Here is a 15,733-nt window from a genome sequence, read left to right as displayed (position 1 = left end):
TTTTCTGCTGGCGCCGGCCGGGCGTGCCGGGCGGCGTGTGGTTTTTCAACCCTGTTTATATGACATGAGGTAGCCGTTAGCGTGTGTTTATTGGTGACTTTCCCCGCTTTTTCCATGCATAATTGCTCCTGATAAAGTTTCTTCCCGCCTCACCACCCGATTCCCCTGTAAAGTCAATGATCGCCCGCCTGATCCCTGTTGCCCTGTTGCCGCATGTTTAATTCACCTTACCAGCGCCTGCGCGCCAGCCTGCGTGTGCTGTACGGCTCGTCTATCTATGGCGCCTTGCTGCTGGTGGTATTTGGCGGCCTCGTCGTTCCCGCCATCTTCGGCAGCTATGTGCTGGTCGGCGTGCATGAGCGCCAGTCGGCGCGCACCAGCCTGAACGAAGCCTTGCAGCGCAATGCCGATATCCTGGCGCTGGGCATGCAGGAGTCGCTGTGGAACATGAACGCGGAATCGGCCCATTCACTGGTCGAGTCGGTGATGCGCGACCGTTCCGTGCTGCTGGTGAAGGTGCTGGGGCAGGGCGACACGGAATTCATCCGCCTGCAGGCGCCGCAGCGGCCCGTGGGCAATCTGTACCGCGCCGAGCGCGACATCCTCGTGCGCGGCGAACGCATCGGCCACGTCGTCGTCGAGATGGACGATGCACGCAGCCAGCAGGAGCTGCGCGAAAAGCAGATCTCCTATATTTTCGTGCTGGGCGCGCAACTGGCCGTGTCGATGGCGCTGATCGTGCTGTTCCTGAACCGCCGCCTGTTGAAACCCCTGCGCCGCCTGACGCGCTTTTCCGACCGCCTGTCGCACGGCGATTTCGACACGCCCCTGACCTCGCACAGCACTGACGAGCTGGGTCGCCTGACGGCCCAGCTTGAGCAAATGCGCGCGGCCATCGGCCAGCTGTTCGAGGATGTGGGCCAGCGGGAAGAGCGTTTCCGCACCATCGTCACGCAGGTGCCGGGCGCCGTCTTCCGCTACCGGCCCGATGGCCCCATCGATTTTGTCAGCGATGCCATCGAAGAGATTTCCGGCTATTCGGCGCGCCAGTTCATGCGCGGCACCACGCATGCCTGGGCCGACCTGATCTGCCCGGAAGACCGCCGCGAGCACCGCCGCGCCGTCCGCCAGGCGGTGGCCGAGGTGCGTCCATATGCGCTGGAATACCGCATCATCGACGCTTTCGGCATCGAGCGCTGGGTGGCCGAGAATGGCCAGCCGCAGGCGGGCGAGCAGGGCGTCATCTGGGTCGACGGCATCATCGCCGACATCAGCCAGCGCAAGCACCACGAGATGCGCATCGAAGCGCTGCTGACGGAGCAGAGCGCGATTCTCGACAACGTGATGTTCGGCGTGATGTTCGTGCGCCACCGCCGCATCATTTCCGTCAACCGCCGCTGCGAGGAACTGTTCGGCTACGAGCATGCCGAGATGACGGGTAATTCGACGGCCATGGTGTTTATGAGTTCGTATGACTTCGAGGAGGCGGGCGAGCGCCAGTATCCGGCGCTGGCCATGGGCGGCGATTTCAGCGAGGAGCGCCAGTACAAGCGCCGCGACGGCAGCCTGTTCTGGGCGTTGGTCAGCGGCTGCGCGCTCGATCCGCTGCGCCCCAATGAAGGCAGCATCTGGGTGTATGCCGACATCACGGCGCGCAAGGAAGCCGAGGAAAAACTGCGCTTGTCGGCCACCGTGCTCGAACATATCGCCGACGGCGTGATGGTGGTCGATGCCAGCGGCATCATCGTCACCGTCAATCCCGCCTTCACGCAGATCACCGGCTATGCCGAAGCCGAGGCGGTGGGCCAGCACTCTTCGCTGACCCGCTCGGCGCGCCACGACTCTGCGTTCTACGAAGCCATGTGGAACGAGCTGAAGGCCAGCGGTTTCTGGCGCGGCGAAATCTGGCATCAGCGCAAGAATGGCGAGCTGTATCTGGAGTGGCTGACGATCAGCGCCGTGCGCGACGCGCGCGCCGGCACCACGCATTACGTGGGCGTGTTCAGCGATATCACCCTGATCAAGGAGTCGCAGGAAAAGCTCGACCACATGGCCCACCACGATCCGCTGACGGCCCTGCCGAACCGTTTGCTGTTCCACGACCGCCTGCAGCACGCCTTGCTGCGCGCCGCGCGCGACCAGGAGCAGCTGGCCGTGCTGTTTATCGACCTGGACCGCTTCAAGAACGTCAACGACACCCTGGGCCACCATGTGGGCGACGAATTGCTGCAAAAGGTGGCCGGCCAGCTGGCGGCCCGCCTGCGCGAAGGCGATACCCTGGCGCGCCTGGGCGGCGACGAGTTCATCGTGCTGCTCGAGCGCGTCGACGGCGAGTACGGTGCGACGCAGGTGGCGGAAAAGCTGATGACCATGTTCGACCAGCCGTTCACGGTGGCCGACCATGAACTGTTCGTCACCTGCAGCGTGGGCATCAGCCTGTATCCGGACGATGCGCTGGACTTGAACATGTTGATTCGCAATGCCGACGTGGCCATGTACCAGGCCAAGGCGCGCGGGCGCAATGGCTACCGCTTCTATGCGCCGTCGATGACGGGCGAAGGCGTCGAGCGGCTGCGCCTGGAAACCTTCTTGCGCCGTTCGCTGGAAAAGAACGAGATGTTCCTCAATTACCAGCCGCAGGTGGAAATCGACACGGGCCGCCTGGTCGGCGTCGAGGCGCTGGTGCGCTGGAACCACCCGGAACTGGGCCTGGTGCCGCCTGCGCGCTTTATCCCGCTGGCCGAAGACAGCGGCTTCATCAACCAGCTGGGCAAATGGGTGCTCGACGAAGCATGCCGCCAGATGATGCGCTGGCAGGCGCAGGGCTTGCACGTGCCGAAAATGGCCGTGAATCTGTCGGTAAAGCAGTTCGAACGGGGCAGCATCGCCGGCATGGTGGCCGACATTCTGAAGGAAACGGGTCTCGAGCCGCAGCGCCTGCAGCTGGAAGTGACGGAGTCCGTCATCATGAACACGGGCGACGCGCTCGGTTTCATCAACGACTTGCACGCCATCGGCGTGGGCCTGGCCATCGACGATTTCGGCACCGGCTATTCCTCGCTCGCGTATCTGAAGCAGCTGCCCGTGCAAACCCTGAAGATCGACCGCTCCTTCATCAAGGATATCTCGACGGACGTCAATGACGAAGCGATTGCGATTGCCATCATCCAGCTGGGCAAGAGCATGCAATTGTCCGTGATCGCCGAAGGCGTGGAGACGGAAGAGCAGGCGGCTTTCCTGCTGCGCCATGGCTGCAAGCTGGCGCAAGGTTATTTTTATAGCCGCCCGGTGCTGGCACAGGATATGCTGGAGCGCTGGATCGACCCGCTGGATCAACCACTAACCAATTAAAGGGTATCCCATGGCCGGAGAAAAAAATACGTCGCGCCGCCGTTTCCTGCTCCGCGGCCTTGGTCTCGGTGTGGCCGGCGTGGGTGCCCTGGTGCTGGGCTGGGGCGTGCTGCCGCCGCGGCAGCGCCTGCATGGCAGCGTGCCGCTGCCGCTGCAGGATGGCGCCGTGGCGCTGAACGGCTGGCTGGCTATCGGCACCGACGGCACGGTGACCCTGGCCATGCCGCGCAGCGAGATGGGGCAGGGCGTGCACACGGCCTTGCCGATGCTGGTGGCAGAGGAGCTCGACGTGCCGCTCTCCAGCGTGAAGCTGATCCAGGCGCCCATGGACAAGATCTTCGGCAATGTCGCCATGCTCACGGATGGCTTGCCTTTCCACCCGGACGACCAGGGCCGCGTAAAAGCGCTGGCCCAGTGGACGGTGGCCAAGGCGGCGCGCGAGCTGGGCGTGATCGTCACGGGCGGCTCGTCGAGCGTGAAGGATGGCTGGGGTCCCATGCGCGAAGCGGGCGCGTCGGCGCGCGCCATGCTGGTGGGGGCCGCCGCCGCGTTGTGGCAGGTGCCGGCTGCGCAGTGCCGCACGGAAAATGGCGCAGTGCTGCACCCGGATGGCCGGCGCGCCAGCTACGCCAGCCTGGCGCAGCGCGCCGCCGCAATCGACCCGGGCACGCCCGTGCTGAAGCTGCCCAGGGATTTCAAATTGATCGGCCAGCCGGCGCCGCGCCGCGACACGCCATCCAAAGTCAATGGCAGCGCGCGTTTCGGCATCGATGCGCGCCCGCCCGGAATGCTGTATGCGGCCCTGCATCTGCCGCCGCGCCTGGGCGATATCCTGTCCGCGTTCGACGCGGCGCCGGTGCTGGCCATGCCCGGGGTGAAAAAGGTGCTGGACCTGACGCCGCACCTGGCTCAGCGCAGCGTCTCGTGTGCCGCCGTGGTGGCCGACACCTGGTGGCGCGCCAGGCAGGCGGCCGCCGCCTTGCCGACGCAGTGGAAGGCTGGCCCGCAGGCGAATTTGTCCAGCGCCGGCGTGTATGCGGAGTTTGCCCGCCTGCTCGATAGCGAAGCGGGCTATGCCTATCACGCCAGCGGCCAGGTGGAAAGCAAGGCCGTGCAGGGCATGCGGCAGGTTACTGCCGAGTACCGCGCGCCATTCCTTGCGCACGCCGCCATGGAACCCGTCAACTGCACCGCGCAAGTCAAGGATGGCAAGGTGATGCTGTGGGTCTCGACGCAGGCGCCCGGCATCGCCGTCGATGTGGCGGCGAAAGTGGCCGGCGTCGATGCGAAGGACGTCGTCATCGAGGTGCTGCTGCTCGGAGGCGGTTTCGGCCGCCGCCTGGAAGTGGACATGATCGCCCAGGCCGTGGCCATCGCACTGCAGTGCGGCGGCGCGCCCGTGCAGCTGGTGTGGACGCGCGAACAGGATACGCAGCACGATATGTACCGTCCCGCCGCGCTGGCCCGCTTTGCGGCCCGCCTCGATGAACACGGCCGCATCGCTTCCTGGGACAACAAATCCGTCAGCGGCTCCATCACGCACCAGTTTTTGCAGCGTAATTTCGGCTTGCCCGGTGCGGGGCCGGACAAGACCACGGCCGAAGGCGAATTCGACATGCCGTATGAAATTGCCAGCCAGCGCATCGCCCACGTGATCGCCGACAGTCCCGTGCCCATCGGTTACTGGCGCTCGGTGGGGCACTCGCACAACGCTTTTTTCAAGGAAAGCTTTATCGACGAACTGGCCCACGCGGCGGGGCAGGATGGCATCGCTTTCCGCCGTGCCATGCTGGTGCGGCACCCGCGCCACCTGGCCGTGCTCGATGCGGCAGTTGCCAAGGCGGGAACGCCTCCGCCCGGCCATGCGCATGGCGTGGCCCTGCATCAGTCGTTCGGCAGCATCGTGGCGCAAGTGGCGCAGGTGTCCGTGGAAAACGGAGAAATCCGCGTGCAGCGCGTGGTGTGCGCCATCGATTGCGGCATCGCCGTCAATCCGAACATCATCGCCCAGCAGATGGAGTCGGCCGTGCTGTTTGGCCTGTCGGCGGCGCTGGGCGGCGAGATTACCTTCAAGGAGGGGAAAGTCGAGCAGGCTAACTTCCACGACTATCCCGTGCTGCGCATGGGGCAAACGCCCGAGGTGGAAACTGTCATCATCGCCAGCGCCGAGCATCCGGAAGGCGTGGGCGAGCCCGGTACGCCGCCGATCGCGCCGGCCGTGGCCAACGCCGTGTTCAGTTTGACGGGGAAAAGGCTGCGCAGCCTGCCGCTGCGCCTGGGTTAATTTACATCAAGCCAGGGTGGCGGCCAGGAGGTTGCGCAGATTGCAGTCGCGCTGCCAGTCGCGCCGCTCCTGCGTGCTGGCGGCCAGCGCCGCCAGTTCCGCCCCGCTGAGCGCCTGCTGCGCCTGCACCATGCGGTGCGCCAGGCCGCCGTCGGGCAGCACGGTGCCGAAGAAGGCCACGTTGTCCTCGTGCTGGATCAGCAGGGTGGGGAAGTTGTCGATGTCGAGGTCGCCCACCACGTCGGCCTGGTCTTCGATGTCGACCCAGACGAAGACGGTGTCAGGATGGCGCGCGGCCAGTTCCTCGAATGTGGCGCGGTAGCTGCCGCAAGTGCCGCACCACAGCGCGCACAGGCAGGCCACCGTCCAGCGCGGGCCGGCCAGGGCTGCCGCGACGTCGGCGCGGTTATCGGTCGTGAGGGTCAGGCTGTGCATGGTCGTATCTGGTTAGTAGGGCGATGGGCGCCGGGCGCCCGATGCGCGTATTCTACCGCGCCCGGCCACCGCAGTCCCGGGAATGCATGGGCTTGTTTATCCGTGTTTTTTGATGCAATACACCTTTCTGGTGGATAATGCTGGTTATTGCGCGCTGATTACGCTGGTCCATGCTGTTTCCTGGCCCCGCAGCCTGACCCCTCCAGTCTGTTTTCATGCCCTGCCCGGTGTCAGCGCTCCCGCCTTTATTTATTTTTATTATGGAATTAGCCAGCTTATGTTGAGTTACCGCCACGCCTTTCACGCGGGTAATCACGCCGATGTGTTGAAACATTATGTGCAGATTCAGTTGTTGCAATATCTGAATCAAAAAGATACCGCCTATAGTTATATCGATACCCACTCCGGCGCGGGTGTGTATGCGCTCGACGGCGGCTATGCGTCGAAAAATGCCGAGTACGAAACGGGCATCGCCCCCCTGTGGGACCGCACGGACTTGCCGGCCTCGCTGGCCGAGTACATGAAGCTGATCAAGGAAATGAATCCGAGCGGCAAGATGCGCTATTACCCGGGTTCGCCGTACTGCGCGGACAAGGTCAGCCGCGAGCAAGACCGTCTGCGCCTGTTCGAGCTGCATCCGGCGGACGCAAAGATTCTGGCCGACAACTTCCGCAAGGTCGAGGCGCATGCGCTGGCCCAGGGCGAGCGTCCGACCGTGCGCGGCAAGCGCGTGCTGATCACCAAGGCGGACGGTTTCCAGAGCCTGAAAGCCCTGCTGCCGCCGCCATCGCGCCGCGCGCTGGTGCTGATCGACCCGCCATATGAAGACAAGATGGATTACCGCAAGGTCAAGGACACCCTGGCCGACGCCCTCGTGCGCTTCCCGTCCGGCATGTATGCCGTCTGGTACCCCGTGCTGCAGCGCATGGAATCGCGCCAGTTCGCCGACAAGCTCAAGCAATTGCCCAGCTCGGACTGGCTGCACGTGACCCTGACGGTCAACACCCCGTCGCCGGACGGTTTTGGCTTGCACAGCAGCGGCATGTTCATCTTGAACCCGCCATACACGCTGGAGCCGATGTTGCGCGAAGTCATGCCGTACCTGGTGAAAGTGCTGGGCCGCGACGATGGCGCGAAGTTCGTATTGGAAACGGGCAAGGGCGGACAGAAAAATACCGGTACAAGAAGAGTGTAATCATACTTCTCTTGGTAGTGCTGTAATAAAAAACGCCACGGGCAATGTACCCGTGGCGTTTTTTTATGGGCGGGGGATTACTGTCCCAGCAGCAAGAACACGGTCGGTTTCTTGTGGAAGTCAGGTGCCTTGCCGGCGGCCAATTGTTTCTTCCACTGGCCGCCATTCCACGTTTGCACGCTTTCCGTGTCCAGGCTCAGGTCGGTGGCAACGCAGATCAGGGTCGACGGCGCGCATTGCGCCACCAGCGCTTCGAGCATGGCCGCATTGCGGTACGGCGTTTCGATGAACAGCTGGGTCTGCTTTTCCGTGCGCGAACGCACTTCCAGTTCCTTGATGCGCTTGGCGCGCAGGGCCGCGTCCGTGGGCAGGTAGCCATTGAAGGCGAAGCTCTGGCCGTTCAAGCCGCTGGCCATCACGGCCAGCAGGATCGACGATGGCCCCACCAGCGGGCGCACCTTGATGCCGACCTGATGCGCCAGGCGCACCAGGTCGGCGCCGGGGTCGGCCACGGCGGGTACGCCCGCTTCCGAGACGAGGCCCGCATCGCGCCCCGCCAGCAGGGGTGCCAGCAAGCCGGCCAGCGCTTGCGCCGGGGTATTTACGTTAAGTTCGGAAATCGTGATTTCCTGCAGCGGCTTGGCCAGCGGATGCTGGTTGCCGATCAGTTTCAGGAAGGCGCGCGCCGTCTTGGCGTTTTCTGCCACGAAATAATCGAGCTGCGACGTGATCTGCCGTACTTGCTCGGGAATGATGTGGGCCAGCGGGTCGGCCGGGCTGTCGGACAGGCCGAGGTGGTTGGGAATCAGGTACAGGGTGCCGGTCATATTGTTATTGTCGGTATATTCAATGAATTAAAGGGTGAAAAACGCGACGCCCGCCTTGCGCAGCATGCCGGTGAGGGCGATCAGCGGCAAACCGGTGAGGGCGGTCGGGTCGGTGCTGTCGATGCGCTCGAGCAGGGCGATGCCCAGGCCCTCGTTCTTGGCGCTGCCGGCGCAATCATAGGGTTGCTCGATGCGCAGGTAGGCGTCCAGTTCCGCATCGGACAAGTCGCGCACGGTGACGAGGGTCTGGATATCTTCCACCTGCGCCACAGGCGGACTCTGGCGGCCGTCGAGCAGGCACAGGGTCGTGTGGAAGACGGTCTGGCGCCCGCGCATGGTCTGCAGCTGCAGCAGGGCGTTGGCATGGTTGCCGGGCTTGCCGATCTGCGCGCCGTCCAGGGTGGCGACCTGGTCGGAGCCGATGACGAGGCTGCCAGGGTAGCGGTCGAGCACGGCTTGCGCCTTGGCCCGCGCCAGGCGCAGGGCCGTGGCGCTGGGGCTTTCGCCTGGCAGCGGGCTTTCGTCGAGATCGGGCACGGCGACCTCGAAAGGCAGGCGCAGGCGTTCCAGTAATTCCTTGCGGTAGGTCGAACTCGATGCAAGAATCAAGCGCAATGGGACGGAAGTTGGTATCATTCGGTAGTGGATGGCGGCCGGCATGGCCGCGCTGGTCGATGTCAGTGGAATTTCACGCAAATTCCAGGGCGCAGAGCCCACAACTGAGGCTCCATGCGGCATGACGGTGTTGATGGAATTGTCATGTTTATGGCAATGATTGCGTCAAAAAAGATGCTTAGCCTTTGACTCCGTGCTAAAAACCCTGTTATTATCGCAGGTTTTCCGGGGAAATTTTCTACCAATGAATGCTTTTGTGATCGACGCCTTTGATTTTTGTCGTATCAGCGGGAGCCGCGAGGGTGTAACTCCTGTCGCTGAAATGACCCGGTTGACCAAGGATTGTGCAGATAGTTCCGGTGAGATCGCCTGGAAGATCGTCGGCGGCACCAGCAAGCTGGGCTACCCACAACTGACCTTGTCGGTCAACGGCACCGTTCAGCTGGTTTGCCAGCGCTGCCTGACTCCGTATGCTTACGCAATTGATTCGACGACCACTCTGATGCTGGGCAAGGATGACGAGCACGCGGACGAGATCGAAGAAATCATCAACGATGAATCGATCGACGTGATCGTCGGCAGCCGCAGCATGGATGCCGCGGCCCTGATCGAAGATGAAGCCTTGCTGGCCCTGCCGCAGGTACCCAAACACGACGTCTGCCCCGATACGGCGCAGCTCGATGCTCTCAAGACTGAAAAGAAGTCGCCGTTTGCGGCCCTGAAAGACTTGAAGCCAGAATAAGTTAAGAGAATAAGTAGTAGTGGTAGTTTGTAGGGAGCCTCAGAAACCGTAGCGAGCGGTCAGCGCAGCAGGTTTGTGAGGTTCCGAGTAAAGAACGTGTCAAACGCGTGTAGTAATCGAGTATGGCAAGTGTAGTGAAATGTAATTGTAATAAACGATGTCGGTCCGGGCTATTTTCGGGTAGTCTTTGCCGCTGGGATACTCGATTCGCATGTATTTGCTAATCGATTGTGCTAAAATTTTAGAACTTATGTATTAGGAGTCATCATGGCAGTTCAACAGAACAAGAAAACCCCTTCCAAGCGCGGCATGCACCGTTCGCACGACTTCCTGGTCGCGCCGCAATTGAGCGTCGAGCCAGTTACCGGCGAAACACACATGCGTCACCATATCAGCCCTAACGGCTTCTATCGTGGCCGTAAAGTGTTGAAGACCAAAAACGACGAGTAATCGACGTTTTTGTTGGGTAAGATGAAAGCGGTGTTGCGTGGTTATTCGGCGTGGCGCCGCTTCTTCTTTTTTATCGGCTGCAATTCATCTTGCGCACCCGTCATTTTGAATCAAGCTTGCTCAGGCGGTGCATGACATGCTGCGCCCTGCATATGCTCCAGTCCGATTCACATCTTGCCGCACGCCCGCAGCGGTATTGAATCAACACAAATGACAATCAAAATTTCTATCGACTGCATGGGCGGAGATCACGGTCCCTCAGTCACTATCCCCGCAGCAATTTCCTTCGTAAAACATGAGCCTGAAGCTGAACTGATCCTGGTTGGATTGGAAGACGTGATTCGTGCCGAACTGAAAAAACATAAAGCCGACACGCACCCGCGCCTGTCGGTATTGCATGCCTCCGAACAAGTTACCATGGACGATCCCCTGGAAGTGGCCCTGCGCCGCAAGAAGGATTCCTCCATGCGCGTGGCCATCGAACAGGTCAAGAACGGCGTGGCGCAAGCCTCCGTTTCCGCCGGTAATACGGCAGCCCTGATGGCCGTGTCGCGCTATGTATTGAAAACCATGTCCGGCGTCGACCGCCCGGCCATCTGCAGCATCTTGCCGAATCAAAAGAACGGCCCCACCTACATGCTGGACCTGGGCGCCAACGTCGATTGCGAACCGCATCACTTGCACCAGTTCGCCATCATGGGGTCCGTGCTGGTGTCCGCCATGGAAGGCATCGAACGCCCGACGATCGGCTTGCTGAACGTGGGCACGGAAGATATCAAGGGCAATGAAGTGGTCAAGCTCACCTCGAAGCTGCTGCAGGCCGACCACGAGCGTGGCGCGCTGAACTTCTACGGCAACGTGGAAGGCAACGATATCTTCAAGGGCACGACCGATATCGTCGTCTGCGACGGTTTTGTCGGCAATGTCACCCTGAAAGCCATCGAAGGCCTGGCGCGCTTCATGAAAGACGTGCTCACTTCCGAATTCAAGCGCAATCCGATTACCATGCTGGGCGCGCTGATCGCCCGCGGGGCCCTGAAAGCCATCGGCAACCGTTTGAATCCATCGCGTTACAACGGCGCCAGCCTGCTGGGCTTGCGTGGCCTCGTCTTCAAGAGCCATGGCAGCGCCGATGCCTATTCGTTCGAATGGGCCTTGCGCCGCGCCTTTGATGCGGCAAAAAATGACGTGCAAGCGCACCTGGCCAGCCTGATCGCCGAGCTGATGCCGCGCACGCCAGTACCGGACGAACCTACATCAACAAGCTCTACCATTTAGTGGACGGGTATTTGCATGACTGTTTTTAGCAAAACTTACAGCAAAATTATCGGTACCGGCAGCTACTTGCCGGAGAAGCGCGTCACCAACCAGGATTTGACCGAACAGCTCGCCGCCAAGGGCATCGAGACGTCGGATGAATGGATCGTGTCGCGCAGCGGCATTTCGGCGCGCCATTACGCGGCGCCGTCGCAAAACTCCTCGGACCTGGGCGTGGAAGCGGCCAAAAAGGCCCTGGAAATGGCTGGCCTGAACGGCAATGACCTGGACCTGATCATCGTTGCCAGCTCGACTCCCGATTTCTTCGGCAGCTTCCCCAGCACGGCCTGCATCGTGCAAAACAAGCTGGGCATCACGAACAACTGCGCTGCCGTCGACGTGCAAGCCGTCTGCAGCGGTTTCGTGTACGCGGTCGCCACGGCCGACAGCTTCATCCAGTCGGGCATGCACAAGAATGTGCTGGTGATCGGCGCCGAAGTGTTTTCGCGCATCCTCAATTTCGACGACCGCGGCACCTGCGTGCTGTTCGGCGACGGCGCCGGCGCCATCGTCATGACGGCCTCCAAGGAGCCGGGCATCCTGGCCACCAAGCTGCACGCGGACGGCCGCCACTCGAACATCCTCAGCGTGCCGGGCAGCCTGGCTGGCGGCGCGCTGGACGGCAGCGCCTTCCTCTACATGGATGGCCCGGCCGTATTCAAGCTGGCCGTGTCCGTGCTGGAAAAGGTCGCGCACGAAGCCCTGGAACACGCCAACATGACGTCGGACCAGATCGACTGGCTGATCCCGCACCAGGCGAATATCCGCATCATGAACAGCACGGCCAAGAAACTTGGCTTGCCGCTGGAGAAGATGGTTGTCACCGTCGACCAGCATGGCAACACCTCGGCCGCCTCGATCCCGCTGGCGCTGGACATCGCCGTGCGCGATGGCCGCGTCAAGAAGGGCGACAACGTCATGATGGAAGGCGTGGGCGGCGGCTTTACCTGGGGCGCCGTGCTGGCGCGCATGTAATCCCGCAACACTATTAAAAAAACGGAGTCGACATGACACAATTTGCATTTGTTTTCCCAGGTCAAGGCTCGCAAGCGATTGCGATGCTCGACGGTTTCGCCGGCAACCCCGTGGTTGCGCAGACCGTTGCCGAGGCGTCGGACGCCCTGCAATTCGACCTGGGCAAGCTGATCGCCGAAGGTCCGAAGGAAGAACTCGATCTCACCACCAATACGCAGCCGGTGATGCTGACGGCGGCCGTGGCTTTCTACCGCGCCTGGCTGGCGGCCGGCGGCCCCGTGCCGACGGTCGTGGCCGGTCACAGCCTCGGTGAATACTCGGCGCTGGTCGCCGCCGGCGTCATCCCGTTCAAGGATGCCGTGCCGCTCGTGCGTTTCCGCGCGCAAGCCATGCAGGAAGCCGTGCCCGTCGGGCAGGGCACGATGGCTGTCGTGCTGGGCCTGTCGGATGCGGACGTGCGCGCCGCCTGTGCGGAAGCGGCGGCGGAAAACCCGGCCCTGGTGGTCGAGCCCGTCAATTTCAACGCGCCAGCACAAGTCGTCATCGCCGGCCATACGGCGGCCGTCGAGCGCGCCTGCGAACTGGCCAAGGCCAAGGGCGCCAAGCGCGCCATGAAGCTGCCCGTCTCCGCGCCATTCCACTCGTCGCTGCTGAAGCCCGCATCGGACCGTTTGCGCGAATACATGGCCGGCTTGACGTTCTCGGCGCCGCAGATCGCCCTGATCAACAACGTCGACGTGGCCATCGTCAACGATGTGCCCGGCATCAAGGATGCACTGGTGCGCCAGGCAGCCAGCCCCGTGCGCTGGGTGGAAACCATGCAAAAAGTGGCGGCCGACGGCATCACGCAAGTGATCGAGTGCGGTCCGGGCAAGGTCCTGATGGGCCTGGCCAAGCGCATCGATCCGGTGCTGGTGGGCGACGCCATCGTTGACCAGGCCTCGCTGGAACGCATTTTGACGCAGCTCAAATAAACATCAGACCGCGGCAGCCTGCCTGCCGCGGTTGCTCTTAAGGATACTCATGAATTTAGCAAATCAAGTCGTGCTGGTCACGGGCGCCTCGCGCGGCATCGGCCGCGCCATCGCCACCGAACTGGGCAAGCAGGGTGCCACCGTGGTCGGCACCGCCACCTCGGAAAGCGGCGCGCAAGCGATCACCGATTACCTGGCCGCCGAAGGCGTGACGGGCAAGGGCCTGGTCCTGAACGTGACCGATGCGGCGCGCTGCGCTGCCGTCGTCGATGAGGTGCAGAAAACCTACGGCAGCCTGTCGATCCTCGTCAACAATGCAGGCATCACGCAAGACCAGCTGGCCATGCGCATGAAGGATGAAGAGTGGGACAGCGTCATTTCCACCAACCTGTCGGCCGTCGGCCGCCTGTCGCGTGCCGTGTTGCGCGGCATGATGAAAGCCAAAACTGGGCGTATCATCAATATCACGTCGGTGGTGGCTTCGTCGGGTAATCCTGGGCAAATGAATTACGCGGCGGCCAAGGCCGGCGTGGAAGGCATGAGCCGCGCCCTGGCGCGCGAAATCGGCAGCCGCAACATTACCGTGAACTGCATCGCCCCGGGCTTCATCGATACCGACATGACCAAGGCGCTGAGCGAAGAGCAGCACGCGGCCCTGTTGACGCAAATTCCCCTGTCCCGCCTGGGCAAGCCGGAAGACGTGGCAGCGGCGGTGGCCTTTTTGGCTTCGCCGCAAGCGGCGTATATCACGGGCACGACCCTGCACGTGAACGGTGGAATGTACATGAATTGATGTGAAAGCTAGACGGGGCGGGCGTTTGTGGCATGATTCAACGGCCGTTTTTGTCTATAATCGCATCTTTTAGCAGCAGCTTCGGTCGAATTAGCAGCAGACACCGAAATTAGTATTCGGACGCGCAAACCTGATAAAATGCGCGCACTTTCCGTAACACACACTTTGGAGCCATAACATGTCGGATATCGAACAACGCGTTAAGAAAATCGTCGCTGAGCAACTGGGCGTTGCAGAAGCAGACATCAAAATCGAATCCTCCTTCGTCGACGATCTCGGCGCCGATTCCCTGGACACCGTGGAACTGGTCATGGCCCTGGAAGACGAATTCGAAATGGAAATCCCTGACGAACAAGCTGAAAAAATCACCACCGTGCAACAGGCGATCGACTACGCCACTGCACACGTCAAGGCCTAAGCCTGTCTGACCGACTTCAGGAGAATCGCTTGAGCCGTTCTAAAAACCGTCGTGTTGTTGTCACCGGCCTGGGCTGCGTTTCACCTGTCGGCAATACTATTGCCGAGGCGTGGGGCGCAATCATTGAAGGTAAATCCGGCATTGCCACGATTACCAAGTTCGATGCACTGCCATTCACCACGCATTTTGCTGGTGAAGTCAAAGGCTTCAATATCGAAGAGTACATCTCCGGTAAGGAAGCCCGCCACATGGATACCTTTATCCATTACGGCATGGCTGCGGGCATCCAGGCGATGCAGGATTCCGGTCTGGAAGTCACCGAAGAGAACGCCGAGCGTATCGGCGTGATCATCGGTTCCGGTATCGGTGGCTTGCCGCTGATCGAAGAGACCAAGTCCGAGTACGAAAAGCGCGGTCCGCGCCGTATCTCGCCATTTTTCGTGCCTGCCTCGATCATTAACATGATCTCTGGCAACCTTTCGATCAAATATGGTCTGAAGGGCCCGAACCTGGCGATCGTTACAGCGTGTACCACCGGTTTGCACAGCATCGGTGCCGCAGCGCGCATGATCGAGTACGGCGATGCCGACGTCATGATCGCCGGCGGTGCTGAATCGACCGTGTCGCCACTGGGCCTGGGCGGTTTCGCTTCGGCGCGTGCCTTGTCGACCCGCAACGACGATCCGGCAACGGCATCGCGTCCGTGGGATACCGACCGCGACGGCTTCGTGCTGGGCGAGGGCGCTGGCGTCATGGTGCTGGAAGAGTACGAGCACGCGGTGGCCCGTGGTGCCAAGATCTATGCCGAAGTGCATGGTTTCGGGATGAGCGCAGATGCTTATCACATGACCTCGCCGCTGGAAGATGGTAGCGGCGGCAGCAAATCGGTGATCGCGGCCCTCAACAACGCTGGCTTGAACGCGGATCAGATTCAGTACCTGAACGCGCACGGCACGTCGACCCCGCAAGGCGACGTGGCGGAAGTGATGGGCATCAAGCGCACCTTCGGCGAGCACGCCAAGAATCTGGTTGTCAACTCGACCAAGTCGATGACGGGCCATTTGCTGGGCGGCGCGGGCGGTCTGGAAGCGGTGTTTACGGTCCTGGCATTGCACCATCAGGTGTCGCCACCGACCATCAACATCTTCAACCAGGATCCGGCTTGCGATCTCGATTTCTGTGCCAACACGGCACGTGATATGAAGATCGATTATGCAGTGAAGAATTCGTTCGGCTTCGGCGGAACGAATGGCACGCTGATTTTCGGTAAAGCGAAATAAGCAGGAACTTTCAAGCGCTCGCTACGGTCAAACTGTAGTGAGCGCTGATTCGGCGCCAACGCTCGTTGGCGCCTGAA

At 61.7% G+C, this 15,733-nt stretch carries 14 protein-coding genes; 11 read left to right on the top strand and 3 right to left on the bottom strand.

Going from position 1 to position 15,733, the window contains the following annotated elements; all coding sequences use genetic code 11:
* Nucleotides 1-213: 213 nt before the first annotated feature.
* Together BLT98_RS06295 and BLT98_RS06290 are read left to right on the top strand one after the other, a co-directional pair.
* Nucleotides 214-3,351 carry an EAL domain-containing protein gene (locus tag BLT98_RS06295; protein ID WP_092605973.1) on the top strand — a complete coding sequence of 1,046 codons (3,138 nt, stop codon included), beginning with the start codon at nucleotides 214-216 and terminating at the stop codon, nucleotides 3,349-3,351.
* 10 nt (nucleotides 3,352-3,361) lie between these two features.
* Nucleotides 3,362-5,635: a xanthine dehydrogenase family protein molybdopterin-binding subunit gene (locus BLT98_RS06290; RefSeq protein ID WP_092605970.1), complete on the top strand. Its 2,274-nt coding sequence runs from the start codon at nucleotides 3,362-3,364 to the stop codon at nucleotides 5,633-5,635.
* A 6-nt stretch (nucleotides 5,636-5,641) separates the two neighbouring features.
* Here BLT98_RS06290 and BLT98_RS06285 read toward each other — a convergent pair whose 3' ends face one another.
* Nucleotides 5,642-6,070: a thioredoxin family protein gene (locus BLT98_RS06285; protein WP_034779256.1), complete on the bottom strand. Its 429-nt coding sequence runs from the start codon at nucleotides 6,068-6,070 to the stop codon at nucleotides 5,642-5,644.
* Between the two features lie 277 nt (nucleotides 6,071-6,347).
* On the opposite strand from BLT98_RS06285, the gene rlmJ reads away from it, so the two are divergent.
* Nucleotides 6,348-7,265 carry a 23S rRNA (adenine(2030)-N(6))-methyltransferase RlmJ gene (rlmJ, locus tag BLT98_RS06280; protein WP_034749665.1) on the top strand — a complete coding sequence of 306 codons (918 nt, stop codon included), beginning with the start codon at nucleotides 6,348-6,350 and terminating at the stop codon, nucleotides 7,263-7,265.
* A 77-nt stretch (nucleotides 7,266-7,342) separates the two neighbouring features.
* Here the strand turns inward: rlmJ and BLT98_RS06275 are convergent, their stop codons facing one another.
* Nucleotides 7,343-8,092 carry an SAM-dependent methyltransferase gene (locus tag BLT98_RS06275; RefSeq protein WP_092605968.1) on the bottom strand — a complete coding sequence of 250 codons (750 nt, stop codon included), beginning with the start codon at nucleotides 8,090-8,092 and terminating at the stop codon, nucleotides 7,343-7,345.
* Nucleotides 8,093-8,119: 27 nt separating this feature from the next.
* The gene (locus tag BLT98_RS06270; RefSeq protein WP_092606983.1) at nucleotides 8,120-8,728 is read right to left on the bottom strand and encodes a Maf-like protein; all 609 of its coding nucleotides are present in this window, start codon (nucleotides 8,726-8,728) and stop codon (nucleotides 8,120-8,122) included.
* A 223-nt stretch (nucleotides 8,729-8,951) separates the two neighbouring features.
* On the opposite strand from BLT98_RS06270, the gene BLT98_RS06265 reads away from it, so the two are divergent.
* The 8 genes from BLT98_RS06265 (at nucleotide 8,952) to fabF (ending at nucleotide 15,656) form a co-directional block, all read left to right on the top strand.
* A complete protein-coding gene (locus BLT98_RS06265) occupies nucleotides 8,952-9,449 on the top strand; it encodes a YceD family protein (protein ID WP_034779242.1) in 498 nt (165 codons plus the stop codon).
* Nucleotides 9,450-9,716: 267 nt separating this feature from the next.
* Nucleotides 9,717-9,899, top strand: a complete 183-nt coding sequence (gene rpmF, locus BLT98_RS06260) for a 50S ribosomal protein L32 (RefSeq protein ID WP_034749653.1) — start codon at nucleotides 9,717-9,719, stop codon at nucleotides 9,897-9,899.
* A gap of 210 nt (nucleotides 9,900-10,109) precedes the next feature.
* Nucleotides 10,110-11,177, top strand: a complete 1,068-nt coding sequence (gene plsX / locus BLT98_RS06255) for a phosphate acyltransferase PlsX (protein ID WP_076566622.1) — start codon at nucleotides 10,110-10,112, stop codon at nucleotides 11,175-11,177.
* Between the two features lie 15 nt (nucleotides 11,178-11,192).
* Nucleotides 11,193-12,191: a beta-ketoacyl-ACP synthase III gene (locus BLT98_RS06250; RefSeq protein ID WP_034779239.1), complete on the top strand. Its 999-nt coding sequence runs from the start codon at nucleotides 11,193-11,195 to the stop codon at nucleotides 12,189-12,191.
* Between the two features lie 32 nt (nucleotides 12,192-12,223).
* Nucleotides 12,224-13,165 (top strand): ACP S-malonyltransferase, encoded by a 942-nt coding sequence (gene fabD, locus BLT98_RS06245; RefSeq protein ID WP_092605966.1) that lies wholly within the window; start codon nucleotides 12,224-12,226, stop codon nucleotides 13,163-13,165.
* A 49-nt stretch (nucleotides 13,166-13,214) separates the two neighbouring features.
* The gene (fabG, locus tag BLT98_RS06240) at nucleotides 13,215-13,958 is read left to right on the top strand and encodes a 3-oxoacyl-ACP reductase FabG (RefSeq protein ID WP_034749638.1); all 744 of its coding nucleotides are present in this window, start codon (nucleotides 13,215-13,217) and stop codon (nucleotides 13,956-13,958) included.
* A gap of 178 nt (nucleotides 13,959-14,136) precedes the next feature.
* Complete coding sequence (gene acpP / locus BLT98_RS06235; RefSeq protein ID WP_008449912.1) at nucleotides 14,137-14,376, top strand: acyl carrier protein; 240 nt, start codon at nucleotides 14,137-14,139, stop codon at nucleotides 14,374-14,376.
* 29 nt (nucleotides 14,377-14,405) lie between these two features.
* Nucleotides 14,406-15,656, top strand: coding sequence for a beta-ketoacyl-ACP synthase II (gene fabF / locus BLT98_RS06230; RefSeq protein WP_070280213.1), 1,251 nt, complete (start codon nucleotides 14,406-14,408; stop codon nucleotides 15,654-15,656).
* The last annotated feature ends 77 nt before the right edge of the window (nucleotides 15,657-15,733 follow it).

The organism is Janthinobacterium sp. YR213 (assembly GCF_900099875.1).
Taxonomy (GTDB): domain Bacteria; phylum Pseudomonadota; class Gammaproteobacteria; order Burkholderiales; family Burkholderiaceae_D; genus Janthinobacterium; species Janthinobacterium lividum.
The sequence above is the reverse complement of the archived record's forward strand: the minus strand, read 5'-3'. Positions and strand labels throughout refer to the sequence as shown.